The 21,862-nt window shown below is 67.2% G+C and carries 28 protein-coding genes and 1 tRNA gene; 13 read left to right on the forward strand and 16 right to left on the reverse strand.

Annotation, left to right across the window (positions count from 1 at the left end):
* Positions 1–17: 17 nt before the first annotated feature.
* Together AZL_RS05305 and AZL_RS05310 are read right to left on the reverse strand one after the other, a co-directional pair.
* Entirely contained in the window at positions 18–437 is a 420-nt protein-coding gene (locus AZL_RS05305; protein ID WP_012973627.1) for a hypothetical protein, read from the reverse strand.
* 150 nt (positions 438–587) lie between these two features.
* Positions 588–1,100 (reverse strand): ferritin-like domain-containing protein, encoded by a 513-nt coding sequence (locus AZL_RS05310; protein WP_012973628.1) that lies wholly within the window; start codon positions 1,098–1,100, stop codon positions 588–590.
* Between the two features lie 141 nt (positions 1,101–1,241).
* Here AZL_RS05310 and AZL_RS05315 point away from each other — a divergent pair, with 141 nt between their 5' ends.
* Both AZL_RS05315 and AZL_RS05320 read left to right on the forward strand, forming a co-directional pair.
* A complete protein-coding gene (locus AZL_RS05315; protein WP_012973629.1) occupies positions 1,242–1,490 on the forward strand; it encodes a DUF6898 family protein in 249 nt (82 codons plus the stop codon).
* 419 nt (positions 1,491–1,909) lie between these two features.
* Positions 1,910–2,428: a hypothetical protein gene (locus AZL_RS05320; RefSeq protein ID WP_148219209.1), complete on the forward strand. Its 519-nt coding sequence runs from the start codon at positions 1,910–1,912 to the stop codon at positions 2,426–2,428.
* 139 nt (positions 2,429–2,567) lie between these two features.
* Here the strand turns inward: AZL_RS05320 and AZL_RS05325 are convergent, their stop codons facing one another.
* Positions 2,568–3,011 carry a MucR family transcriptional regulator gene (locus tag AZL_RS05325; protein ID WP_012973631.1) on the reverse strand — a complete coding sequence of 148 codons (444 nt, stop codon included), beginning with the start codon at positions 3,009–3,011 and terminating at the stop codon, positions 2,568–2,570.
* Between the two features lie 592 nt (positions 3,012–3,603).
* On the opposite strand from AZL_RS05325, the gene rpiB reads away from it, so the two are divergent.
* The 3 genes from rpiB (at position 3,604) to nrdR (ending at position 5,990) form a co-directional block, all read left to right on the forward strand.
* On the forward strand, positions 3,604–4,041 hold the full coding sequence (gene rpiB, locus AZL_RS05330; protein WP_012973632.1) for a ribose 5-phosphate isomerase B: 438 nt from the start codon (positions 3,604–3,606) through the stop codon (positions 4,039–4,041).
* A 146-nt stretch (positions 4,042–4,187) separates the two neighbouring features.
* Entirely contained in the window at positions 4,188–5,489 is a 1,302-nt protein-coding gene (gene glyA / locus AZL_RS05335) for a serine hydroxymethyltransferase (protein ID WP_042443550.1), read from the forward strand.
* Between the two features lie 33 nt (positions 5,490–5,522).
* Positions 5,523–5,990: a transcriptional regulator NrdR gene (gene nrdR / locus AZL_RS05340; protein WP_012973634.1), complete on the forward strand. Its 468-nt coding sequence runs from the start codon at positions 5,523–5,525 to the stop codon at positions 5,988–5,990.
* Positions 5,991–6,092: 102 nt separating this feature from the next.
* Here nrdR and AZL_RS05345 read toward each other — a convergent pair whose 3' ends face one another.
* The 9 genes from AZL_RS05345 to AZL_RS05385 form a co-directional block, all read right to left on the reverse strand.
* Positions 6,093–8,195, reverse strand: a complete 2,103-nt coding sequence (locus tag AZL_RS05345; protein ID WP_012973635.1) for a sodium-translocating pyrophosphatase — start codon at positions 8,193–8,195, stop codon at positions 6,093–6,095.
* A gap of 244 nt (positions 8,196–8,439) precedes the next feature.
* The gene (locus AZL_RS05350) at positions 8,440–8,895 is read right to left on the reverse strand and encodes a hypothetical protein (protein ID WP_148219210.1); all 456 of its coding nucleotides are present in this window, start codon (positions 8,893–8,895) and stop codon (positions 8,440–8,442) included.
* A 122-nt stretch (positions 8,896–9,017) separates the two neighbouring features.
* Positions 9,018–10,058 carry a thiamine-phosphate kinase gene (gene thiL / locus AZL_RS05355; RefSeq protein ID WP_148219368.1) on the reverse strand — a complete coding sequence of 347 codons (1,041 nt, stop codon included), beginning with the start codon at positions 10,056–10,058 and terminating at the stop codon, positions 9,018–9,020.
* Positions 10,058–10,648 (reverse strand): transcription antitermination factor NusB, encoded by a 591-nt coding sequence (gene nusB / locus AZL_RS05360; RefSeq protein ID WP_012973638.1) that lies wholly within the window; start codon positions 10,646–10,648, stop codon positions 10,058–10,060. Before nusB ends, thiL begins: the two co-directional genes overlap by 1 nt.
* Before the next feature lie 37 nt (positions 10,649–10,685).
* On the reverse strand, positions 10,686–11,150 hold the full coding sequence (gene ribH, locus AZL_RS05365) for a 6,7-dimethyl-8-ribityllumazine synthase (protein ID WP_012973639.1): 465 nt from the start codon (positions 11,148–11,150) through the stop codon (positions 10,686–10,688).
* 36 nt (positions 11,151–11,186) lie between these two features.
* On the reverse strand, positions 11,187–12,326 hold the full coding sequence (gene ribB / locus AZL_RS05370) for a 3,4-dihydroxy-2-butanone-4-phosphate synthase (RefSeq protein WP_012973640.1): 1,140 nt from the start codon (positions 12,324–12,326) through the stop codon (positions 11,187–11,189).
* Complete coding sequence (locus AZL_RS05375) at positions 12,323–12,910, reverse strand: riboflavin synthase (RefSeq protein ID WP_012973641.1); 588 nt, start codon at positions 12,908–12,910, stop codon at positions 12,323–12,325. The genes ribB and AZL_RS05375 overlap by 4 nt, the downstream gene beginning before the upstream one ends.
* A 91-nt stretch (positions 12,911–13,001) precedes the next feature.
* A complete protein-coding gene (gene ribD, locus AZL_RS05380) occupies positions 13,002–14,093 on the reverse strand; it encodes a bifunctional diaminohydroxyphosphoribosylaminopyrimidine deaminase/5-amino-6-(5-phosphoribosylamino)uracil reductase RibD (RefSeq protein ID WP_042443554.1) in 1,092 nt (363 codons plus the stop codon).
* Positions 14,094–14,146: 53 nt separating this feature from the next.
* Positions 14,147–14,641, reverse strand: a complete 495-nt coding sequence (locus AZL_RS05385) for an outer membrane protein assembly factor BamE (protein WP_042443556.1) — start codon at positions 14,639–14,641, stop codon at positions 14,147–14,149.
* A gap of 133 nt (positions 14,642–14,774) precedes the next feature.
* On the opposite strand from AZL_RS05385, the gene AZL_RS05390 reads away from it, so the two are divergent.
* The 8 genes from AZL_RS05390 to AZL_RS05425 all read left to right on the forward strand — a co-directional run bounded on the left by AZL_RS05390 (position 14,775) and on the right by AZL_RS05425 (position 19,831).
* Positions 14,775–15,338 (forward strand): ubiquinol-cytochrome C chaperone family protein, encoded by a 564-nt coding sequence (locus AZL_RS05390; RefSeq protein ID WP_012973644.1) that lies wholly within the window; start codon positions 14,775–14,777, stop codon positions 15,336–15,338.
* 178 nt (positions 15,339–15,516) lie between these two features.
* Positions 15,517–16,116 carry a YceD family protein gene (locus AZL_RS05395; protein ID WP_012973645.1) on the forward strand — a complete coding sequence of 200 codons (600 nt, stop codon included), beginning with the start codon at positions 15,517–15,519 and terminating at the stop codon, positions 16,114–16,116.
* Positions 16,117–16,306: 190 nt separating this feature from the next.
* Positions 16,307–16,495, forward strand: coding sequence for a 50S ribosomal protein L32 (gene rpmF, locus AZL_RS05400; RefSeq protein ID WP_012973646.1), 189 nt, complete (start codon positions 16,307–16,309; stop codon positions 16,493–16,495).
* Between the two features lie 82 nt (positions 16,496–16,577).
* The gene (gene plsX, locus AZL_RS05405; protein ID WP_012973647.1) at positions 16,578–17,630 is read left to right on the forward strand and encodes a phosphate acyltransferase PlsX; all 1,053 of its coding nucleotides are present in this window, start codon (positions 16,578–16,580) and stop codon (positions 17,628–17,630) included.
* A 3-nt stretch (positions 17,631–17,633) separates the two neighbouring features.
* Positions 17,634–18,605 carry a beta-ketoacyl-ACP synthase III gene (locus AZL_RS05410; protein ID WP_012973648.1) on the forward strand — a complete coding sequence of 324 codons (972 nt, stop codon included), beginning with the start codon at positions 17,634–17,636 and terminating at the stop codon, positions 18,603–18,605.
* Between the two features lie 157 nt (positions 18,606–18,762).
* Complete coding sequence (locus AZL_RS05415) at positions 18,763–19,098, forward strand: integration host factor subunit alpha (RefSeq protein ID WP_012973649.1); 336 nt, start codon at positions 18,763–18,765, stop codon at positions 19,096–19,098.
* Positions 19,099–19,198: 100 nt separating this feature from the next.
* Positions 19,199–19,660 (forward strand): MerR family transcriptional regulator, encoded by a 462-nt coding sequence (locus tag AZL_RS05420; RefSeq protein ID WP_042442592.1) that lies wholly within the window; start codon positions 19,199–19,201, stop codon positions 19,658–19,660.
* Between the two features lie 94 nt (positions 19,661–19,754).
* Positions 19,755–19,831 (forward strand) — tRNA-Pro (locus tag AZL_RS05425).
* Here AZL_RS05425 and AZL_RS37595 read toward each other — a convergent pair.
* The 4 genes from AZL_RS37595 to AZL_RS05435 form a co-directional block, all read right to left on the reverse strand.
* On the reverse strand, positions 19,782–20,060 hold the full coding sequence (locus tag AZL_RS37595) for a hypothetical protein (RefSeq protein WP_371304231.1): 279 nt from the start codon (positions 20,058–20,060) through the stop codon (positions 19,782–19,784). The genes AZL_RS05425 and AZL_RS37595 overlap by 50 nt on opposite strands.
* Positions 20,000–20,380, reverse strand: a complete 381-nt coding sequence (locus tag AZL_RS36855; RefSeq protein WP_012973651.1) for a hypothetical protein — start codon at positions 20,378–20,380, stop codon at positions 20,000–20,002. Before AZL_RS36855 ends, AZL_RS37595 begins: the two co-directional genes overlap by 61 nt.
* Positions 20,381–20,546: 166 nt before the next feature.
* Positions 20,547–21,104 (reverse strand): restriction endonuclease subunit S, encoded by a 558-nt coding sequence (locus tag AZL_RS34025; RefSeq protein WP_086935336.1) that lies wholly within the window; start codon positions 21,102–21,104, stop codon positions 20,547–20,549.
* Positions 21,040–21,861 carry an IS5-like element ISAli1 family transposase gene (locus AZL_RS05435; protein ID WP_012976163.1) on the reverse strand — a complete coding sequence of 274 codons (822 nt, stop codon included), beginning with the start codon at positions 21,859–21,861 and terminating at the stop codon, positions 21,040–21,042. The genes AZL_RS34025 and AZL_RS05435 overlap by 65 nt, the downstream gene beginning before the upstream one ends.
* Position 21,862: the final 1 nt, after the last annotated feature.

The following is a 21,862-nucleotide window of genomic DNA, read 5'->3' on the forward strand; positions in this document are numbered from 1 at the left end:
CGACCGCCGGGCCAGCGTTACTGCAGCGCCGACTGCCGCGCAATGGGCGTGATGAGGATGCGGGTGATGACGTCCTTGCCGAACATGGCGATGACCGATTCGTCGATCCGGCGGCGCAGGGCGGGGACGTTGGCGATGTTGCCGCGGACGATCCAGCCTTCGTCCACCCCCTTGTAGATGGCGGTCAGGATGGCGTCCTGAAGGCGCGGGATGCTCAATTGCACCTCGCCCAGCTTGAGCGAGTCGCCGACCTCCAGATTGACCTCGACCTGGGTGTATTTCTCGATCCTGCCGGCATTCACCACCGGCACCATCAACGGCTTGATCCGCACCGACGGCGGAAGCGCGCCGGCCGCCCCTTCGGACGCGGCGGCCGGCGGCGCCGACGGCAGGGTCAGGAGCAGGGCAAGGCAGAGGACGGACAGGAGGCCGCGCATTGGCAGGATACCGCAAAGGACCGGATGGCGGCGATGCTACCGGTCCGACGCGGCCGATGCAACCGGGGCCGCCCTTACGCGGGCCTGGAATGCGGCTGGCGGGATGGTTCAAGCGGCCCCGATCAGGCCGCTCCGATCAGGCTGCTCCGATCAGGCCGCTTTCCTGCCGCCGGCCGCCATCGCCTTCTTGTTGACGTCGCCGACGGCCAGCTTGTTCAGCAGCATGTCGGTATCCTTCTCCTCCTGCAAGGTCTCGTCCAGCAATTGGGCGACCTTGTCGAGGCCGCAGGCGGTGGCATAGGCGTGCAGCGCGCCGTAGCTGGCGATCTCGTAATGCTCCACCTTCTGGGCGGCGGCGATCAGGGCGGCGTCCTGGACTTCGGGGGCCAGACCCATGTCGAGGATCTCCTGGGCCTCGCTGATCAGCCCTTCCATCGCATCGCAATGCTTGCCGCGGGGACGGGTGTCCAACTCCTCGAAGACCTGCTGCAACCGGTCGATCTGGCCGTTGGTCTGTTCCAGGTGGGTTTCGAAGGCCTGGCGGAGCTGGTCGGAACTGGCGGCCTTGGCCAGCTTGGGCAGGGACTTCGCGATCTGCTTCTCGGCGTGGTAGATGTCGCGCAGGCTCTCGATCAGCAGATCCTGCATCGTCTTGGTGGCCATCGCTGTGATCCTTCCTTGCTGTGGATGTTCGGTTCGGTGGGACGGGGTGCCAATGCCTGATGGCAGCGGGACAACAGCGGCGGCGACCGGGCGTTGCGGTCTCGAACGGGGAATGGCCTTCGGACAGGGGAGGGACGGAGCATGTCGGCAGCGGGCGGGTCGGCGGGCGGTGACGGCGAGGTGCTGTTCGAATTCCAGCGGGTCGGCAGCTATCTGAAGGTGATCGCCATCGACGCGGCGACCGGCGTCGAGGTGACGGTGGCCGGGCCGGCGACCGGCAGCCTGGAGTTGCTGAAGCGCACCGCCATCAACAAACTGCGCTTCGTTCAAAGCAAGGGGGCGGGGCATGGAAAGCCGGGGCCGAAGCCCGGCGGCGGCAATCTCTATTGATCGTTCCCGACGGATCGGAGGGCCGGATCGGGCGCGGGCGCTCCCGCGTTCCGGCATAAAGAAAACGCGCCGCCGGACGGTGCCGGGCGGCGCGGAGCGAAGTCTGGCTTTTGCTGATGGTGAGCGCCGGCATGCCTCCGCCGGAAAATCCCGTCCTCCGTCCAGCCGTGGGTGGCGTGGCGCCGGACGCGACCTCCGGTCGTAGAGCGAACCGCTCGCCCCCGACACTAGACCTATGCCCGCCCGTTGACACTGGCGCAGGCGACGTAACGCTTGTAGAACCGCGCATCGCCGAACGAATGGCGCATGCATGAAGCCCTTTCCCCGCACCGTCTGGCCGGGTAAGCGGGGGAATGGTCCGACACCGCTTCCGCGGCCGGCCTTCGGGCAGAGGAACGAAACACCAGGGGATCGAGGCGATGGTTCGTGTGACGGCTTTCCTGCGCGTGTCGATGATGTCGGCGGCGTTGACGGCACCCGCTCTGACGGCGGCCCTGCCGGTCTTGTCGACGGCTTGGACGGCCGCCGCCGCCACGTCTGGCCAGGCCACCGGGCAGACAGGTGGAAACCAGACCGGCGCGGCGGTTCAGAAACCCGCTCATGGAACACCGGAGCAGCATGGCGGACGGTCGTCGCCATCCGGCGCGGCATCGTCCGGAGCGGGGGGGCAGGCCGCCGGCGCCACCACGCCCCAGCCGACCACCCCCGCCGCTGGCTGCCAGAAGCCGGGTGCGCCGCTGTGCATGGACGATCAGGCGACCTTTCTCAATGCCGACAAGATGTCGTCTTGTCAGGGCGAGGTGAAGGAGTATGTCGACAAGTCGATGGCCTATCTGACCTGCCTGAACGAAGAAAATATGGCGACCGGGCGCGAGCTGAGCCGCAACGTCGACCGTTTCAATTGCCGCCTGTCAGGCCGGAAAGGCTGCCCCAACTGAGGTGGGTGGCCGTAAAAACCCAGGTGGCGAATGGTGTGGTGGATTTCAACCGGCTCGATTGCCGTGGCGTCGGCCTGAAGCGCACACGGGCCGCGTCCCTTGGGAGGACCGGCCCGCGTTGCATACGGACTTTACTCGTTCAGCCGGCCTTGCGGCGGGTCTGGCGACCGGAACTCCGGCCCAACCCGATGCGCTTGGCGAATTCCGAACGCTGGGCCGCATAGTTCGGCGCAACCATCGGATAATCGGGCGGCAGTCCCCAGCGGGCGCGATATTCGTCCGGCGACATGTTGTAGGTCGAACGAAGATGCCGTTTCAGCATCTTCAACTTCTTCCCGTCTTCCAGGCAGACGATGTATTCGGGTGTCACCGACTTGCGAATCGGCACAGCCGGTTTCAGCGGCTCCGCCGCGACCTCGCGGGGCTGACCATTCAGGCCGGTCAGCGACGAGTAGACCGTATTGATCACGTCGGGGATTTGCTGAGCTGGCAACACGTTCTTGCTGACATACGCCGATACGATGTCGGCGGTCATCCGCAGCAGCGCATTGTCCGGTCCATCGGCGCGAAGCTGGTCGCTCATTGCACTGTGTCCTGGTTTTTCATTTGTCCGTAGGAACCAAGTTGCATACCGTGATTTGGGTGTCAATATAATTTCGGCAAGTAGCAAATTAGCTGCTCTTGATTGGCAGAACAAAGGAGCCCGGCGCAAATCAGCCTTCGCTGAAAATCGTTGCGCGGTTGTGGCTGTGCCCCAGCTTTAAGGGGCATCTAGTAAGCGCCGGCTTGCGATTTTCCCCCAACCCCACTCCGGCAATTGGCCGTTCTCCCCCTCCTATAACGAACCGGCTATCTCCCTTGTTGCGGCCTCATGGCAACGAAGAGGTGAAAACCGTCACCAAACTTTCGCGGCTATCGGGCGCGGGGCGACCGGGAGGGCGGGTTGAAGGGGGCATGGCCCGGTTTTCGGCGCTGGCCGCGTCCGGAGTCCCGGTGGCCGGCAGCCGGTCCGGATTCAACCCGGATTTAGCTATGCATCCACGTCATGGTGTGGTTGTGGCGGTTGGTACCGACATCTGGTAGGGTGCCGGCGTCTTTCGCAGCATTGCCGGCCCTCTCGCCTGCCCTGTTGCCGTTTGCGCCTCTGTACCGCAAGCACCGGAGTTTCCGCCGTCATGACCGTCCGCACCGTGGCACTCGCATCCGATCACGCCGGCTATGAGCTGAAGGCGCAGATCGCCCGTCAGCTCGAGGGCGCCGGCTACGCCGTTCTCGACCTCGGCACCGATGGTCCCGCCTCGGTCGATTACCCGGACTACGCCGCGGCGCTGGCCGCCGTCGTCACCGACGGCCGGGCACAGCGCGGCGTGCTGATCTGCGGCAGCGGCATCGGCATCAGCATCGCCGCCAACCGTCATCCCGGCATCCGCGCCGCCCTGGTCCATGATGTCACCACCGCGCGTCTGTCGCGCGAGCACAACGACGCCAACGTGATCGCGCTGGGCGCCCGCGTCATCGGGCCGGAGATCGCCAAGGATTGCGTCGAGATGTTCCTGAAGACCGGCTTCGAGGGCGGCGAGCGCCACAGCCGCCGCATTGCCAAGATGGGCTGAGCGCGTCTTCGCGCCGCCTGTTCTGGCCGTCATTTGGCCGCAAAGGCCCGCAACCGGGACGCGACAGGGCCCGGAAAGCCCCGATGACAGCCGGTGACCATGTGTCCGGCCGGCGTCACGCCCTTTCGATCGAGGAGCCTTCCGCCATGACCAGCAGCAACACCGCCGAGATCGGCCGCTTCTTCGCCGCCTCGCTCGCCGAGACCGATCCCGAACTGGCCCGCGCGGTGCGCGACGAACTGGTTCGCCAGCAGGAACAGATCGAGCTGATCGCGTCCGAGAACATCGTCTCCCAGGCGGTTCTCGAGGCCCAGGGTTCGGTCCTGACCAACAAATACGCCGAGGGCTATCCGGGCAAGCGCTACTATGGCGGCTGCGAGTTCGTCGACGTCGCGGAGACCCTGGCCATCGAGCGCGCCTGCAAGCTGTTCGGCTGCGGGTTCGCCAATGTCCAGCCGAACTCCGGGTCCCAGGCCAACCAGGCGGTCCTGCTGGCCCTGCTGCAACCGGGCGATTGCGTGCTCGGCATGTCGCTGGCCGCCGGCGGCCACCTGACCCATGGCGCCGCCCCCAACATGTCGGGCAAATGGTTCAAGGCCGTCCAATACGGCGTGCGCAAGGACGACCATCTGATCGACTTCGATCAGGTCGAGGCGCTGGCCCGCGAGCACAAGCCGAAGCTGATCATCGCCGGCGGTTCCGCCTATCCGCGCGTGCTCGACTATCAGCGCTTCCGCGCCATCGCCGACGAGGTCGGGGCCATCTTCATGGTGGACATCGCCCATTACGCCGGCCTGATCGCCGGCGGCGTCTACCCGAACCCGTTCCCCTACGCCGACGTCGTCACCACCACCACCCATAAGACGCTGCGCGGCCCGCGCGGCGGCATGGTGCTGACCAACAAGGAAGATATCGCCAAGAAGATCAACTCGGCGGTGTTCCCCGGCCTCCAGGGCGGCCCGCTGATGCATGTCATCGCCGGCAAGGCGGTGGCCTTCGCCGAGGCGCTGCGTCCGGAGTTCAAGACCTACGCCCAGGCCGTGGTGGACAACGCCCAGGTGCTGGCCAAGACGCTGATCGCGGGCGGTCTGGACATCGTGTCCGGCGGCACCGACAGCCACATCGTGCTGGTCGACCTGCGTCCGAAGAACCTGACCGGCAAGGCGGCGGAGGCCAGCCTGGAGCATGCCGGCATGACCTGCAACAAGAACGGCGTGCCGTTCGACCCGCAGAAGCCGATGATCACCTCCGGCGTCCGTCTGGGCAGCCCGGCGGCGACCACCCGCGGCTTCGGCACCGCCGAGTTCCGCCAGGTCGGCGAGATGATCGTCGAGACGCTGGACGGGCTGGCCGCCAGCAACTCCGGCGACAACGCGGCGGTCGAGGCGTCGGTGCGCGAGCGCGTCCGCGGCCTGTGCCGTCAGTTCCCGATCTATCCGACCCTCTGATCCGACCCTCTGATCCGACAAGGTGATCGACAGATGCGCTGCCCGTTCTGCGGAAACGAGGACACCCAGGTCAAGGACTCGCGCCCGACCGAAGACAACTCGGCCATCCGCCGGCGGCGCTTCTGTCCCAGTTGCAGCGCCCGCTTCACCACTTTCGAACGCGTCCAGCTGCGCGAACTGACGGTGGTGAAGAGCAACGGCCAGCGCGAGCCCTTCGACCGCGAGAAGCTTCTGCGGTCGATGAAGATCGCGCTGCGCAAGCGCCCGATCGACGGCGACCGCATCGACCGCGTGGTGAACAGCATGGTCCGTCAACTGGAATCCTCCGGCGAGAGCGAGATTCCGTCGAAACAGATCGGCGAGAAGATCATGGAGGCGTTGCAGACGATGGATCAGGTCGCCTACATCCGCTACGCCTCCGTCTACAAGGACTTCCGCGAGGCCTCCGACTTCAACGAGTTCGTCGAGCAGTTGGCGCCGGAAGCCTCGCCGGGGATTTGAGATGTTGGGGAGCGGGGCGGCGTTCGCCCCCTCCCTGACCCTCCCCCACCTTCAGTGGGAGAGGGAACCTCACCGTTATTTCGCTTAACTTCCCAAGCGTCCTCACCCGAACTGGGCCAGGATCGCCAGCAGCAGGATCGCCACGATGTTGGTGATCTTGATCATCGGGTTCACCGCCGGGCCGGCGGTGTCCTTGTAGGGGTCGCCGACGGTGTCGCCGGTCACCGCCGCCTTGTGGGCGTCGGACCCCTTGCCGCCATGGTGGCCCTCCTCGATGTATTTCTTGGCGTTGTCCCAGGCGCCGCCGCCCGACGTCATCGAGATGGCGACGAAGACGCCGGTGACGATGGTGCCCAGCAGCATGGCGCCCAGCGACGCGAAACCCGCCGCCCGGCCGCCGATGGCGGCGATGACGACATACAGCACCACCGGGGCCAGCACCGGCAGCAGCGAGGGGATGATCATCTCCTTGATCGCCGCCTTGGTCAGCATGTCCACCGCCCGGCCGTAATCCGGCTTGGCGGTGCCCTCCATGATGCCGGGGATCTCGCGGAACTGGCGCCGCACCTCCACCACCACCGATCCGGCGGCGCGGCCGACCGCGGTCATGCCCATGGCGCCGAACAGATAGGGCAGCAGCCCGCCGATCAGCAGCCCAACGACGACATAGGGGTCGTTCAGCCGGAACTCGACAGGAATGTTCGGGAAGTAATGGCCCAGATCCTGGACATAGGCGGCGAAGAGGACCAGCGCCGCCAGACCGGCGGAGCCGATGGCATAGCCCTTGGTCACCGCCTTGGTGGTGTTGCCGACGGCGTCCAGCGCGTCGGTGGTGACGCGGATGTTGGCCGGCATGTCCGACATCTCGGCAATGCCGCCGGCATTGTCGGTGACCGGGCCATAGGCGTCGAGCGCCACCACCATGCCGGCCAGCGCCAGCATCGTCGTCGCGGCGATGCCGATGCCGAAGATACCGGCCTGACCGTGGGCGATCAGGATGCCGGCGCAGATGACGATCACCGGCAGGGCGGTCGATTCCATCGATACGGCGAGCCCCTGGATGACGTTGGTGCCGTGCCCGGTCTCCGACGCCTTGGCGACGCTGCGCACCGGGCGGAAGGACGTGGAGGTGTAGAACTCGGTGATCCACACCAGGAGGCCGGTGACGCCGAGCCCGACCAGGGCCGAGACGAACAGGTTGAGGCCGGTGATCGACATGCCGTCGGTCATGGTCAGGGCGCGGCTGAAGCCGAACAGGATCGCGGTGACGATCAGGATCAGCACCAGGGAGATGCCGGCGGCGACGATCAGCCCCTTGTAGAGCGCCTTCATGATGGCGTTGTCGGGGCCGAGCTTGACCGCGAAGGTCCCGGCGACCGAGGCCAGGATGCAGACGGCGCCGATCAGCAGCGGATAGACCAGCATCATCCGCAACACGCCGCCGGTAAAGAAAATCGCCGCCAACAGCATGGTGGCGACGATGGTGACGGCGTAGGTCTCGAACAGGTCGGCGGCCATACCGGCGCAGTCGCCGACATTGTCGCCGACATTGTCGGCGATGACCGCCGGGTTGCGCGGGTCGTCCTCCGGAATGCCGGCCTCCACCTTGCCGACCAGATCGGCGCCGACATCGGCCCCCTTGGTGAAGATGCCGCCGCCCAACCGGGCGAAGATGGAGATCAGCGAGGCGCCGAAGCTGAGCGCCACCAGCGCCTCCAGCACGGTGCGGACCTCGACCGGATCGTTGACGTGGTAGACCAGCGTCAGGATGCCGAAATAACCGCCGACCCCCAGCAGCCCGAGCCCGACCACCAGCATGCCGGTGATCGCCCCCGACTTGAAGGCGATGTCCAGCGCCGGGGCCAGCCCGTCGGTCGCCGCCTGCGCGGTGCGGACGTTGGCGCGGACCGAGACGTTCATCCCGATATAGCCGGCGCTACCGGACAGTACGGCGCCGATCAGGAAGCCCAAGGCCACCGGAAAGCCGAGAATCGCCCACAGGATGACCAGCAGGACGACGCCGGCGATGGCGATGGTGGTGTATTGCCGGTTCAGATAGGCGCGCGCTCCTTCCTGCACCGCGGCGGCGATGGCCTGCATCCGGTCCGATCCCGGCGACGCCGCCATGACTTCTTTTCCGGTACGAAAACCGTAGGCCAGCGCGAGCAGGCCGGCGGCGATGATGACGATGAACGCTAGAGCCATCGCATCCCCCGTTTGATTTTAAGGTCGCGCCCCGGAAAGGCTGGTCCCACCACAGGATCAAGTGGGGGAGAAGTCGGGCGCAAGTATTTTCAGGGAAAAGCATGCGCCCGGCTTCGGGGCTTTGCAACCGCCGCACGGTACGACCCGACGCGGCGAAATGGCCGGGGGTGGTCCTGACTTTGTGGGAAGGCTGGGGATTGTGCGCCGCAAAATACAGCTTGATCGCGAACGGCGCCGGGGACGGTCAGAGATTGCGCTGGGTGACCGCCTGGACCAGCACGTCGTAAACCGCGTCCTTGCCGACGGTTTTGACGGCGGCTTCCAGCAGCTTCGCCTTCACGGCGGGAATGTTGATCAAACCGCCGCCGAGGATCGACTGGTCGGCGACGCCGCCATAGAGTGCCGTCAGGAAGGCGTCGGTCAGGCGCGGCTGGTTGGCCTGGACTATCGGCTGCTTTTCCAAAATCACCTCGACCGCGACGACGACGGTGACGAACTGCTCGACTCGGGATGGTCCGATCATCGGCACCACCAGCGGCGGCAGGCGGACGAAGGCGGTGGGAGGCTTGGGCGGCGGTTCGACCTTCTTGGGCTGGTCGGTCTGGTTGGCGAAGTATTTCTGATAGACGAACCAGCCGCCGAAGCTGGCGCCACCCAGCAGCAGGATGCCGAGCACGAGCACGATCAGGGCCTTGACCACGGCAGCACACCTTACGCAGACGCCAGACGGCGGCACCCTGCGCCGGCCATGCTTTCGATTGTCTTAAAGGGCGGCGGCGGAATCCTGGCCAGAAATAATGGGCGGCCAGAAATGATGGGCGGTCAGAAATGGTCCCAGCCGCGCCGGGCCAGCGGCAGTGGCGCACCGGCGGCGTCCAGCACCGTGACCTGGCCGGGCGTGCCGGGCTGGAGCGCGCCGATTTCGGTGATCGCGACTCCACAGTCGGCAGCCAGGGCCGCCAGATCGGCGCGGAGGGCCGGCGGGGCGGTGAACAGAAGCTCGTAATCGTCGCCGCCGGTGATGGCGAGCGCCAGCCGCGCCGGGTCGCCGTCGATGGCCCCGCGCGCCGCCTCGGACAGCGGCACCGCATCGGCCCGCAGCAGCGCGGCGCAGCCGGATTCCTCGCAGAGATGGCCGAGGTCGGCGACCAGCCCGTCCGACACGTCCATCGCCCCGCCGGCCAGCCCGATCAGGCGCGGTCCGACGCTCATCCGCGGGTCGGGACGGCGCAGGCGCCCCAGCAGGTGGGCGCGGGTTTCCTCGTCCGGCATGTCGAGCCGGCCATAGGCGATCTCCAGCCCCAGGGCGGCGTCGCCGATGCTGCCGGTGACGAAGACGCAGTCGCCGACACGCCCGCCCCAGCGCGGCAGGGCGCGGCCGCTGGGGACCAGCCCGAAGGCGGTGACCGACAGGGTGATCGGGCCGCTGGTCGAGACCGAATCGCCGCCGGCGAGCGCGATGCCGAAGCTGCGCTGCTCCTCGCCCAGACCGGCGGCGAAGCCCTCCAGCCAGGAGGGATCCAGCCCACGGGGCAGGGCGGTGACCAGCGTGTAGGCCAACGGCTCCGCCCCCATGGCGGCGAGGTCCGACAGGTTGCTGCGCATCAGCTTGGCGGCGATGTCGGCCGGCGTGTCGTCGGGGAAGAAATGCACCCCGGCGACCATGGCGTCGGTGGTGACCACCAGTTCCCGCCCCTCCGGCACGCCGAACACGGCGGCATCGTCGCGCAGGCCGCGGGCACCGGGAAAGCCGGCGGCCAGCGGCTTGAAGAACCGGGCGATGCGGCCGAACTCGCCGAGGGGGTGATTCTCCCTCCTCCCCCCGGGGAGAGGGGCGGGGTGAGGGGGATGCTTGCCGGATATCACTCCTCGGCCGCGCCGCGGCCGGGGTCGGGCTTGGCGAGGTCGTCGGCGCGCAGGGCGCGGGCGACATGGTCGAGCACGCCGTTCACCATCGCCGGCTCGCGGCCGGAGAAGAAGGCGCGGGCGACGTCGACATACTCGCTGATCAGGATGCGCGGGTGGGTGTCGAGATGGACCGCGATCTCATAGGCGCCGGCGCGCAGGATGGCGCGCAGCAGCAGCTCCAGCCGGTCGAGCGGGAAGCGCGGGTCGAGGGCGGCGCCCAGCACCCCGTCGACCTCGGCGCGGCGGTGGATCGCGCCGCGCACGATGTCGGCGAACAGCTGCGGATCGCCGGCGACGAACTTGTCGCCGTCGATCTCCTCGCCCAGCCGGTGGGCGACGAACTCGCCGACGACATTCTCGACCGGGGCCTGGGCCAGATCGATCTGGTACAGCGCCTGGGCGGCGGCCAGACGGGCGGCCTTGCGCCGCGCCTTGGCGGAACCGCCGCCGGTCTTGTTCCTGCGGGACTTCGATTTGCCCTTGGTGTCGGCGCCCTTGGAGGCGTGTTCGGGTGTCACGGGGCGGCCCGCGTCGTCGTTGCTCATGGTCTGCAGTCGCTAAAAAAGAGAGGAGATGTCGGGGTCAGCGCGGATAGAGGCGGAATTTGCGCTTCAGGTCAATCATGTCAAGACAGGCCCGCGCCGCGCGCCCGCCCATATTGACCGATCCGACATTGGCCCGCGCCCAGGCCTGCTCGCGGTTTTCCACCGTCAGGATGCCGTTTCCAACCGCCAGACTGTAGCGCAGGGCCAGATCCTGCAATCCGCGGGCGCTTTCGGCGCAGATCGTTTCGTACCGTGTCGTCTCGCCCCGGATCACGCAGCCCAGCGCGACGTAACCGTCGAAACGCTTGCGGGCGGTGAAGAAATCCATCGAGCGGATGGCGTACATGATCGCCGCCGGCAGTTCCAGGCAGCCGGGCACACCATAACGGATATGCGTGGCGCCGGCGCGGTCGAGTTCCGCGACGGCGCCACGCGCCAGCTCATCGGCGATGTCCTCGTGGACGCGGGCGTCCACGACCATGATATGGGGCGTGTCGGTCATCCGGCGGAGACCAGTCCCTTCCTGACCGTCACCGGGTCAATCGTCGCCGGGGTCGGCGGCACCCGGATCGATGCCGCGGTGGCCGACCACGGTCAGGCCATAGCCCTCCAGCCCGATGATCGGCTTCTTGCGGTTGGAGATCAGCACCATCTTGCGCACGCCGAGATCCAGCAGGATCTGGGCGCCGATGCCATAGTCGCGCAGTTCCGGCACGCTGCCGGCCTGGCCCTCCAGCCGCGCCTTCAGCGTGACCGACAGGCCGTTCGGATTCGGTTCGCGCAGCAGCACGACGACGCCGCGGCCTTCCTTGGCGATCAGCTCCATCGAGGCGTGCAGGTCGTTGTCGCGGCCGGAATTGCGGTCGCCCAGCACGTCGTCCAGCACCGACTGGGCATGCATGCGCACCAGCACCGGCTCGTCGCCGGAGATGTCGCCGCGCACCAGGGCGATGTGCTCGGCATACTGGATCTTGTTGATGTAGACGTAGCTCTGGAAGCGGCCGCCGTAGCGGCTGTCGAGCGTGCCGGCCAGCACCTGCTCGACGATGGTCTCGGTGCGGCGGCGGTAGGCGATCAGGTCGGCGATGGTGCCGACCTTCAGCCCGTGGAACTGGGCGAACTGCACCAGATCGGGCAGGCGGGACATGGTGCCGTCATCGTTCATGATCTCGCAGATCACGGCGGACGGGGAATGGCCCGACAGCCGGGCGATGTCGACCGACGCCTCGGTGTGGCCGGCGCGGACCAGAACGCCGCCGTCGCGCGCCAGCAGCGGGAAGATATGGCCGGGGGTGGCCAGATCCTGCGGGCCCGACGCCGGGTCGATGGCGACGGCGATGGTCCGGGCGCGGTCGGCGGCGGAAATGCCGGTGGTGACCCCCTCGCGCGCCTCGATCGAGACGGTGAAGGCGGTCTGGTGGCGGGACGCGTTCTGTTGCGCCATCAGCGGCAGGCGCAGCCGTTCGATGTTCGGCCGGTCCATGGTCAGGCAGATCAGGCCGCGCCCGTGCTTGGCCATGAAATTGACCGCTTCCGGCGTGGCGCAGGAGGCGGGGATCACCAGATCGCCCTCATTCTCCCGGTCCTCGTCATCGACGAGGATGAACATCCTGCCCTGACGCGCCTCTTCGATGATCTCTTCGGCCGTCGACAGGTATTTGTGAAACTCGGACGTCATTCCTGCCCCGCGAGCCGGGCGACATAGCGCGCCAGCATATCGATTTCGAGATTGACCGCATCGCCCTCCGTCAGCCCGCCGAAGGTGGTGGCGGTCTGGGTGTGGGGGATGATGTTGACGCCGAAGCGGTTGCCCTCGACCTCGTTGACGGTCAGCGACACGCCGTCGATGGCGACGGAGCCCTTCGACGCGATGTATTTGGCGAGGGTGGCCGGCGCCTCGAAGGTCAGGCGCAGCGACTCGCCCTCCGGGCGGACCGACACCAGCCGGCCGACGCCGTCGACATGGCCGGACACGATGTGGCCGCCCAACTCGTCGCCGACCTTCAGCGCGCGTTCCAGATTGACCCGCGTCCCCGGCTCCCAGCCGTCGAGCGTGGTCTTCGACAGGGTTTCCCCCGAGGCCTGGATGACGTAGGTCCCCGGTCCCTTTTCGATGACCGTCAGACAGACGCCGTTATGGGCGATGGACGCCCCGATCGCGATCGTCTCCGTGTCGAAGGCGGTCTCGATGGTGAACCGGGTGTCGCCCTGCCGCTCCACGGCCCGGACGCGCCCGACATCGGTGATGATTCCGGTGAACATGCGGCGAATTTAGCAGGTTTCGCGGCCAGGGGAAGCCGGCGCGAGACCTCGGCGGACGCAACGGTCTGTTGCGTGGGACAAACTGATGGTTTCAGCCGGCGATCCGGCGGTAGCTCTCGGCCAGATCGGCCCCGGCGTCGCGGACGGAGGTGCGCTCGAAGCGCGCCATGGCGGCCAGCGCCCCGACTCCGAAGCCGGCGACCGCCGGCAGTCCGTCGCCGCCGATCAGCGAGGCGGCGCGAAACCACTCCAGCCGGTCGACCAGGCCGGCGCCGAGCAGGGCGCCGGCCACCGCCGCGCCGCCTTCGACCAGAAGGCGGGTGATGCCGCGGGCGGCGAGCGCGGTCAGTGCGGCGGCGGGATCGACGCGGCCATCGCCGTCGGCGGCGGCCGGAACGATCTCCACCCCCAGGGCGGCCAGCGCCCCGGCCCGCATGGGGTCGGGAGAGGGGCCGGTGACGACCCAGGTCGGGATGCGGCGGGCGCCGGTGGCGAGCTTCGCCGTCGCCGGCAGGCGCAGGCCGCTGTCCATCACCACCCGCACCGGGCTGCGGTCCTCCAGGCCGGGCAGGCGGCAAGTCAGCTCGGGATCGTCGGCCAGGGCGGTGCCGATGCCGACCAGGATGGCGTCATGCCCGGCGCGCAGCCGGTGGCCCCAGGCGCGCGCGGTCGGGCCGGTGATCCATTGCGATTCGCCGGTCGCGGTGGCGATGCGGCCGTCCAGCGTGCTGGCGATCTTGCAGGTGACCAGCGGGCGGTTCCGCGTGATCCGGTTGAAGAACCCCTCGTTGAGGGCCAGCGCCTCGGCCTCGCACAGGCCGGTGGTCACGGCGATGCCGGCATCGCGCAGCCGGGCCAGCCCGCCGCCGGCGACCCGAGGGTCGGGATCCTGGCAGGCGACGACGACGCGGGCCACCCTGGCCTCGACCAGCGCCAGGGCGCAGGGCGGCGTCCTGCCATAATGATTGCAGGGCTCCAGCGTGACATAGGCGGTGGCGCCTTCCGCTCCACCGGAACATGCGCGGGCGCGGGCCAGCGCCTCGGTCTCGGCATGGGGGCGGCCGCCGGGCTGTGTCCAGCCGCGTCCGATGACCGCGCCGTCGCGGACCAGCACGCAGCCGACCGCCGGATTGGGCCAGGTCCGCCCCAGCCCGCGTCCGGCGAGCGCCAGGGCGGCGCGCATATGGCGCAGGTCGGTCTCCGGATCGGGCAAGGCGGGCAAGGTGGGGCGCTTTATCAGCTGCCAGGGCCCTTGCCCTTGGTGTCCTTGGCGGAGAAGCGGCCGACGTTGCCCATCATCTGTTCCAGGAAGCCCATCTCGCGGCCGGCGGTGGGGGTGGAGCGCTCCACCAGATCGATGTCCTGGCCGTTCGACTTGTCCAGCGTCTTGATTTCGCGCAGGACGCCGTTGTTGTCGAAATGGGCGACGACGACGCGGCGCTCCGTCACCTCCGGCTCGAAGAAGGCGGTCTTCTCGGTCTTCTGCCCGATATAGTACCAGACATTCGGATCGAAGGTGCCGACCGAGGTCGGCGTGCCCAGCACCGCGGCGACGTCGTCGCGCCGGCTCTGGCCCGGCTGGAGCTCCGCCACCAGCTGCGGGTCCGTCAGGTTGCCGCGGGTGGCGACGATGGGCGAGCAGCCGGCGGCGGCGAGGCCGGCGAACAGGATGCTGCCCAGCAGGACGGTGTGGATGACGGGGCGCGGGGCGGAAAAGTTCGATCTGGTCATGATGCTCGGGCTATGATGGAGCCGGCGGGGCATGGCGGCCGACCACGGCTGTGGACGTCTCCAGGCCGGGACAATCGCACCGGCCGCTTCGCCCTGTCAACGAGACTCCGAGTCGGGGAAGGGCTGGCCTTAAGTGTCGGGACGTTTTATCGGCGATCTGCTTGGCCGTCTGGGCCGCCGCGACCGCACCGCCGCCGCGGTGGGCGGGCTGTTCACCGCCATCGTCGCCCAGGCCCGCGAGCCGGGCTTCTACCGCGCGCTGGCCGTGCCCGACACGCTCGACGGGCGGTTCGAGATGATGGCGCTGCATCTGCTGCTGGTCATGCGCCGGCTGAAGGGGCAGGGGGCGGAGGCGGCGAAACTGTCGCGGCGCCTCTATGAGACGATGGTCGATGATTTCGAGAAATCGCTGCTGGAGATGGGAGCCGGCGACAGCGGCATCGCCCGGCGGGTCAAGACGATGGCGCGCGGCATGGCCGGGCGGATCCGCGCCTATGACGAGGCGCTGGCCGACCCCGACGAGGGCCGGCTGGAGATCGCGCTGGACAACAATCTCTATGGCACGGTGGACCCGGTGCCGGAGGGCGTGCTGCCGGCCATGGCCGCCTATGCCCGCGCCTGCGCCGGTACGCTCGACGCCCAGCCGCTGGAGTCGCTGCTGCGGGGCGAGGTCCGCTTCGCACCGGTGCCGGGCTGAGCCTCGCACCATGAAGCGCACACTATATATGAAGAGTGCTGCCGCTTAATCTGAAGGGCTCCGCCACGCCTGCGACGCATCAGGCCTTGCCTTTGCACTCCGGCGGCGGCATGTGACTCGGGAGAGCGGGCGCCCGTAGCGCCATGTCATTTTGTTTTCGACCGGAAAGTCTTTCGCCATGAGCCCAGTGAACGGTGCGGGGAGCGGCGCCCCGCCGGCCCCCGAATTCTCGCGCGTCGTCCATGCCGACACCGTGCGCCGCGCCGACGTGACCGAAACCATCGAGGCGACGGAGGCGGAGCGCCGCGCGCTCGCCGAGCGGCTGGAGCTGGAGTCGATCGGCGGCCTGAGGGCCACGGTGAGGCTGCGCGCGGTGCGCGGCGGCCAGATGATCCGGGTGTCCGGAAAGCTGGAGGCCGAGGTCGTCCAGACCTGCGTCGTCACGCTGGAGCCGGTGCCGGCCCAGGTCAGCGAGAGTTTCGAGGCGCTGTTCGCCCCGCCGTCGATGGTGGAGGAGGTAGGGCTTGAGATCGATTTCGATCCCTCCCTGTCGGACGAGGACATTCCCGAGCCGATGGAGAACAACCGAATCGATATCGGCGAGCTGACGGCCCAGCACCTGTCGCTGGGATTGGACCCCTATCCCCATGCCGACGGCGTGGAGTTCGAGGGGTATCGCGAGCATGATGACGGAGAACCGGAGGAACAGGCGGTGGCGGAGGAGCCCGAAAAGCCGAACCCCTTCGCCGTTCTGCAACAATTGAAGCGGCGAGACTGACAGCGGTCTTGCGTCCGTCCCGGTTCCTTGTATAAGGGCCGGCGTTTCCACCCCCACCAATGAGCGGCGCGGGGTTGCGAAATGGGGGTTGTTCGGGCTTGCCCTTCGGGAGCATTTGCCTTATTGAATGCCGCTCGCTCTGGGCGGCCCCTGTTCGGGCCGCCTTTTCCAATGAAGAGAGTTTACGGTCATGGCTGTTCCGAAGAAGAAGACCTCCAAGTCGCGGCGCAACATGCGTCGTTCGCACCACGCTCTGCCGACCTCGGCCTACAACGAGTGCCCGAACTGCGGCGAGCTGAAGCGTCCGCACCATGTCTGCGGGTCTTGCGGCCATTACGACCAGCGTGAAGTGGTTCAGAGCGGCACCGCGGCCGCTTGATCCGCAACACGTTGTCTGAGGTCCCGTCGATCGGGGGCGCCAGCCGCCCCTGCCGCGGTCCTAGCCGGGGAGCCTGTGCGCGGTGAGCCAGCGCCTGACCATCGCTCTGGATGCCATGGGGGGCGATCTCGGCCCCGACATGGTCGTTGCCGGTGCGGACATCGCACGGGAACGCCATCCCGACGTGCGTTTTCTGCTGTATGGCGACCAGCAGCGGATCGAACCGCTGCTGAACCAGCGGCCGGCGTTGAAGGCGGTGGCGGAAATCCGCCACACCGCCGACTTCGTCGCCGGTGACGCCAAGCCGGCGGTGGCGTTGCGCGCCGGGCGCCAGTCGAGCATGCGGCTCGCCATCGACGCCGTCGCGGCGGGCGACGCCGCCTGTGTGGTTTCGGCGGGGAACACCGGCGCCCTGATGGCGATGGCGAAATTCGTGCTGAAGACGCTGCCGGGCATCGACCGGCCGGCGATCGCCTCCTTCTTCCCGACTCAACGGGGTGAGAGCGTGATGCTGGATCTCGGCGCCAACGCCGAATGCCAGCCCGAGAATCTCGTCCAGTTCGCCGTGATGGGGGCCGTTTTCGCGCGTGCCATCCTCGGCCTGCCGGAACCGTCGATCGGCGTGCTGAACATCGGCTCGGAAGACATGAAGGGCAACGAGGTGGTGCGCGCCGCGGCGGCGAGCCTGCGCGCGATGCCGCTTCCCGGCCGCTTCCATGGCTTCGTCGAGGGCAACGACATCGGTCTGGGCACGGTCGACGTCATCGTCACCGACGGCTTCACCGGCAATGTCGCGCTGAAGACGGCGGAGGGGACGGCGAAGCTGTTCTCCGAGTTCCTGCGCCGCACCTTCGCGACCTCCTGGCTGGCGCGGATCGGCTATCTGCTGGCGCGCGGCGCCTTCAAGCGCTTCCGCGAGCGGATCGACCCGCGCCGCTACAACGGGGCGATGTTCCTCGGTCTGCGCGGCGTCTGCGTGAAGAGCCATGGCGGCACCGACGCGGTCGGCTTCGCCAATGCCGTGGCGGTCGCCATCAATCTGGCGACGCACGGTTTCAATGAACGCATCAAGGAGGAGATGGGGCGCATGGCCGACGCGACCCCTCTTCCCGACACGAAGGCGGCGGCGGGCTGAACCATGGTCATGCGTTCCCGAGTTCTCGGTTGCGGCTTCTTCCTGCCGTCCAATGTCGTCACCAACCAGGATCTGGAACAGCGGGTGGATACGTCGGACGAATGGATCGTCCAGCGCACCGGCATCAGGTCCCGCCACATCGCCGCCGAGGGGGAGAAGACCTCCGACCTCGCCATCGCCGCGGCGATCCGCGCGCTGGAGCATGCCGGGGTCGCGGCGGACAGCATCGACTGCATCCTGCTGGCCACCACCACGCCGGACAACACCTTCCCGGCCACCGCCACCAGGGTGCAGGCCGCCCTGGGGACACGGGGCTTCGCCATGGACATCCAGGCGGTCTGCGCCGGCTTCGTCTATGCCCTGTCGGTCGCCGACAATTTCCTGCGCAGCGGTCAGGCGCGCCGCGCCCTGGTGATCGGGGCGGAGACCTTCTCCCGCCTGCTGGACTGGAACGACCGCACCACCTGCGTGCTGTTCGGCGACGGCGCCGGCGCCATCGTGCTGGAGGCCTATGAGGCCAAGGGCGACTCGACCGACCGCGGCGTGCTGTCCACCCATCTTCATTCCGACGGCAACCAGTACGACCTGCTCTATGTCGATGGCGGCGTGTCCACCACCGGCACCATCGGTCATGTCCGCATGCATGGGCAGGAGATTTTCCGCCATGCCGTCTCCAAGCTGTCGGCGGTGGTCGAGGAGGCGCTGGCCGCCAACGGGCTGGAGTCGGCCGACATCGACTGGATGGTTCCGCACCAGGCGAATCGCCGCATCATCGACGGGCTGGCCCGCAAGATGAAGCTGTCGCCGGAAAAGGTGGTGCTGACGGTCGACCGTCACGGCAACACCTCCGCCGCCTCGATCCCGCTGGCGCTGGGCGAGGCGGTGGCCGATGGCCGCATCAAGCGCGGCGATCTGATCCTGATGGAGGCCATCGGCGGCGGGCTGACCTGGGGGTCGGCGCTGATTCGCTGGTAAGGTGCTGGAAGCGGCCCGCCAGTCTTTCCCCCTTGATGCCGCACCGCACCGCCGTCCGCGCCTCCGCCGGGCGGGTGCGGCTGCCAAGCTTTTGAATTGACGGACCTTCTTTCCCCGGATTACCGTCTTGCCAACGGTTGCGGGGGGAGGTCGAACAATGTCGCAAAATACCGTCACGCGCGCTCAGTTGAGCGAAGCCGTCTATCAGGAAGTCGGTCTGTCACGCAACGAATCGGCCGACCTGGTCGAAACCGTTCTGGACGAGATTTCCGACGCCCTCGCCAGGGGGGAGATGGTGAAGATCTCCTCCTTTGGCAGTTTCCAGGTCCGCCAGAAGGGGGAGCGGGTCGGCCGCAACCCCAAGACCGGGGAAGAGGTGCCGATTCTGCCGCGCCGGGTTCTGGTGTTCCGTGCCAGCCATGTGCTGAAACACCGGATCAACGAGGTTCAGGAGGGTGGCGGGGCGCCGACGCCTGCGCGGGCGCTGTCCTGATACCGGCTGTCGTCGATGATGCGGACGCCCTGTCCATCGCCGTGCCGTGCCGTTCCCCGGGCCACCGCATCCGCCTGCCGGTTGGTGGCCTGAGCCTGCCATGAAATCGGCCACCGCCTATCGCACCATCAGCGAGGTGTCGACCGACCTCAATGTGCCCCAGCATGTGCTGCGGTTCTGGGAAACCAAGTTTCCCCAGGTCCGCCCGCTGAAGCGCGGCGGTGGCCGGCGCTATTACCGGCCGGAGGATGTCGAGCTTCTGCGGCGGATCCAGGCGCTGTTGTATCAGGACCGCTACACCATCAAGGGTGTGCAGCGCCTGCTGAAGGAAGGGCGCATGTCCGACCCGACGCCGCCGGTGCCGGAGGACATCGACGATGGCGCGGAGGTCGCGGAGTTTGGTGAAGGGGCTGGCGGCGACGAGGCCGATGACGGCGGTGATGTGGATCATCCGGCCCTGTCGGACGCCTTGCGGCACGAGATCACCATGGTGGTGGACGAGCTGAGATCGCTGCGGTCGGTGCTGTCTCGGCTGTCCGAAAGCGGGGCCAAAAAAAGCTGAAAAAAGATCACGGGAGATGTTGCATCGGCGAAAGTCCACGGCTATAGTCCCGTTCCCTTCCGGAGCCAAGCCGCAAGCACTGCGGTGAAGTTGACGGAGCGTAGCGCAGCCTGGTAGCGCATCAGACTGGGGGTCTGGGGGTCGCAGGTTCAAATCCTGTCGCTCCGACCAGTTCCGGAGGGATCGAAAAGCCTTGGAACCTTATGGTTCCAAGGCTTTTTCTTTGCTTATCGCTAGAGGCTGCCCAGGAGGGGCCGCGAACGCCCGTGTGGCGAGCGAGAGGCGCCCGATTGGGCGGCACAGCCCCGGCCACCGTGTCGCGCCACTGCGCTCGGGTGTTCACCACCGGGACATCGTCGATCTTGGTCGTGGAGGGCGGCGAGCGCCGCTCCTGCCGCATGCGCCATGTCCGATCATTGTCGACGCCGGCACCGGCGTGCCCCGCCCGATTCGGATGTTGACCGCGTCCAACACCGTCATCAGCCGAGCGCCCCCGGACGGCGACGGGTGGAACGGCCCCTCCTTGCCCACATGGAGACCCTTCTCCATGGCGATGAAGACCTTCTTCCCCCAGGATCCCATCCGCCACCGGGACAGGCGGTCGGCCATGCCGGCGCCCTCCTGGCAGAAGGCGATCAGGGTGGATTTGTTCCCCGGCCGCTCCAGCGCCAGTTCGATGTCCTGGGTGATGTGGTCGTCGCCGAAGCGGTAGCCGCACACTCCGCGCCCTTCTGGGTCGGTTGGCGGTCTTGCCGTACGTCCTGGAGCTGATCGACATGCGCCCGAATGACGGCGTTGGACGCGGTGCGGTCATCGTCCCGCTTCACCAGCCGCCGGATGATGTCCGCACCGGCGGCTGGCCGGGATGCGATGAACCCTCCCGCGATCAAAGCTCTCCGCGAAAGGCGCGTTGGGAGAGGGAGGCGAAGAGATCATCACCGAATGAGGGATTGCGAGACAATTTGACATGGATCGACCTGTATACGGCTGCAAAGCGCTCCTGTTCGACCAGCGCCGGGATCATAAACGGGATCGGCCTAAGGGTTTCGATGTTGATATTGGCTCTGGCCGTCTCTGGTGCTTGGTCTTGAAACACTTGCTTCCAATAACGGAGCGCATATTCGACAAACTCTGGAACAAGAATCTCGGATTTAGGTGTGATACCGATAACGCTGTCAGGAAAATATGTTTCCTGACCCAAAATGGCGGTCTCGCCAATCGTTGCGCCAACGATTGCAATGACAACCGTTCCCTGCGGAAATACTTTGCTAACTTTTGTGCCATTTTCGTTTAGCGTCTGTGTCCATTTCGTGAGATAGCCGTGGGCTTTTGAAATGTCCCCGGTCTGAGAGTCCGACTCGGAATCGGCAAAGCTGTGTCTATGTTCGAGCCACCCGTCTTGAGAGCAGTTTGACGCTGGCGATGAAGACCCAGGCGACGGCACTCTCGACGGTGGCCTCGAAGTCCTTGGCGAGGCGGCGATTGCGGTTAAGCCAAGCGATTGTACGCTCAACGACCCACCGCCGAGGCAGCAGTTCAAAGCCTTTGGCGGCGTCGGACCGCTTGACGATCTCCAGCGTCCATGTCCCGATCTGAGCCAAAGCGGTTTCCAGCTTGGGTCCAGCGTAGCCGCCGTCCGCGAAGACGTGGCGAAGCCAGGGGAAGAGCGTGCGAACGGAGGCGAGGAGCGCCGGGGCGCCATCACGGTCCTGGATGTCGGCGGCATGAACGATGGCGGCGACCAGCAAGCCATTGGTGTCGGTCAACACATGCCGCTTGCGCCCCTTGATGCACTTGCCCGCGTCGTAGCCACGGGGGCCACCTGCTTCCGTCGTCTTGACCGACTGGCTGTCGATCACCCCCGCTGTCGGGCTGGCCTCCCGTCCCATGCTTTCCCGAACCATCGCCACCAAGGCGTGATTGATCGTCTCCCAGGTCCCATCGTCGCGCCAGCGGTAGAAATAGCGCTGGACCGTCGTCATCGGCGGGAAATCCTTCGGCAGTTGCCGCCACTGGCACCCGGAGGTCGCCAGAAAGAGGATGCCGTTCACGATCTCGCGCACGTTGACCGTTCGCGGCCGTCCCAAGCGTCGAGCCGCCGGGAGGAGTGGTTCGAGCACCGCCCACTCCGCGTCCGTCGTGTCGCTTGAATACCTCAATCCTTTTCGCTGATACTGCGCTCGGGTGATTTCAGTCCACATT

The organism is Azospirillum sp. B510, from assembly GCF_000010725.1.
Lineage (GTDB): Bacteria > Pseudomonadota > Alphaproteobacteria > Azospirillales > Azospirillaceae > Azospirillum > Azospirillum lipoferum_B.

Excerpts from the sequence above, each read along its gene's own strand:
- AZL_RS05305 (WP_012973627.1), bottom strand. The coding sequence starts at position 437 with ATGCGCGGCCTCCTGTCCGTCCTCTGCCTTGCCCTGCTCCTGACCCTG.
- AZL_RS05310 (WP_012973628.1), bottom strand. The coding sequence starts at position 1,100 with ATGGCCACCAAGACGATGCAGGATCTGCTGATCGAGAGCCTGCGCGAC.
- AZL_RS05315 (WP_012973629.1), top strand. The coding sequence starts at position 1,242 with ATGTCGGCAGCGGGCGGGTCGGCGGGCGGTGACGGCGAGGTGCTGTTC.
- AZL_RS05320 (WP_148219209.1), top strand. The coding sequence starts at position 1,910 with ATGGTTCGTGTGACGGCTTTCCTGCGCGTGTCGATGATGTCGGCGGCG.
- AZL_RS05325 (WP_012973631.1), bottom strand. The coding sequence starts at position 3,011 with ATGAGCGACCAGCTTCGCGCCGATGGACCGGACAATGCGCTGCTGCGG.
- rpiB (WP_012973632.1), top strand. The coding sequence starts at position 3,604 with ATGACCGTCCGCACCGTGGCACTCGCATCCGATCACGCCGGCTATGAG.
- glyA (WP_042443550.1), top strand. The coding sequence starts at position 4,188 with ATGACCAGCAGCAACACCGCCGAGATCGGCCGCTTCTTCGCCGCCTCG.
- nrdR (WP_012973634.1), top strand. The coding sequence starts at position 5,523 with ATGCGCTGCCCGTTCTGCGGAAACGAGGACACCCAGGTCAAGGACTCG.
- AZL_RS05345 (WP_012973635.1), bottom strand. The coding sequence starts at position 8,195 with ATGGCTCTAGCGTTCATCGTCATCATCGCCGCCGGCCTGCTCGCGCTG.
- nusB (WP_012973638.1), bottom strand. The coding sequence starts at position 10,648 with ATGAGCAACGACGACGCGGGCCGCCCCGTGACACCCGAACACGCCTCC.
- ribH (WP_012973639.1), bottom strand. The coding sequence starts at position 11,150 with ATGACCGACACGCCCCATATCATGGTCGTGGACGCCCGCGTCCACGAG.
- ribB (WP_012973640.1), bottom strand. The coding sequence starts at position 12,326 with ATGACGTCCGAGTTTCACAAATACCTGTCGACGGCCGAAGAGATCATC.
- AZL_RS05375 (WP_012973641.1), bottom strand. The coding sequence starts at position 12,910 with ATGTTCACCGGAATCATCACCGATGTCGGGCGCGTCCGGGCCGTGGAG.
- ribD (WP_042443554.1), bottom strand. The coding sequence starts at position 14,093 with ATGCGCGCCGCCCTGGCGCTCGCCGGACGCGGGCTGGGGCGGACCTGG.
- AZL_RS05385 (WP_042443556.1), bottom strand. The coding sequence starts at position 14,641 with ATGACCAGATCGAACTTTTCCGCCCCGCGCCCCGTCATCCACACCGTC.
- AZL_RS05395 (WP_012973645.1), top strand. The coding sequence starts at position 15,517 with ATGAGCCCAGTGAACGGTGCGGGGAGCGGCGCCCCGCCGGCCCCCGAA.
- rpmF (WP_012973646.1), top strand. The coding sequence starts at position 16,307 with ATGGCTGTTCCGAAGAAGAAGACCTCCAAGTCGCGGCGCAACATGCGT.
- AZL_RS05410 (WP_012973648.1), top strand. The coding sequence starts at position 17,634 with ATGGTCATGCGTTCCCGAGTTCTCGGTTGCGGCTTCTTCCTGCCGTCC.
- AZL_RS05415 (WP_012973649.1), top strand. The coding sequence starts at position 18,763 with ATGTCGCAAAATACCGTCACGCGCGCTCAGTTGAGCGAAGCCGTCTAT.
- AZL_RS05420 (WP_042442592.1), top strand. The coding sequence starts at position 19,199 with ATGAAATCGGCCACCGCCTATCGCACCATCAGCGAGGTGTCGACCGAC.
- AZL_RS37595 (WP_371304231.1), bottom strand. The coding sequence starts at position 20,060 with ATGCGGCAGGAGCGGCGCTCGCCGCCCTCCACGACCAAGATCGACGAT.
- AZL_RS05435 (WP_012976163.1), bottom strand. The coding sequence starts at position 21,861 with ATGTGGACTGAAATCACCCGAGCGCAGTATCAGCGAAAAGGATTGAGG.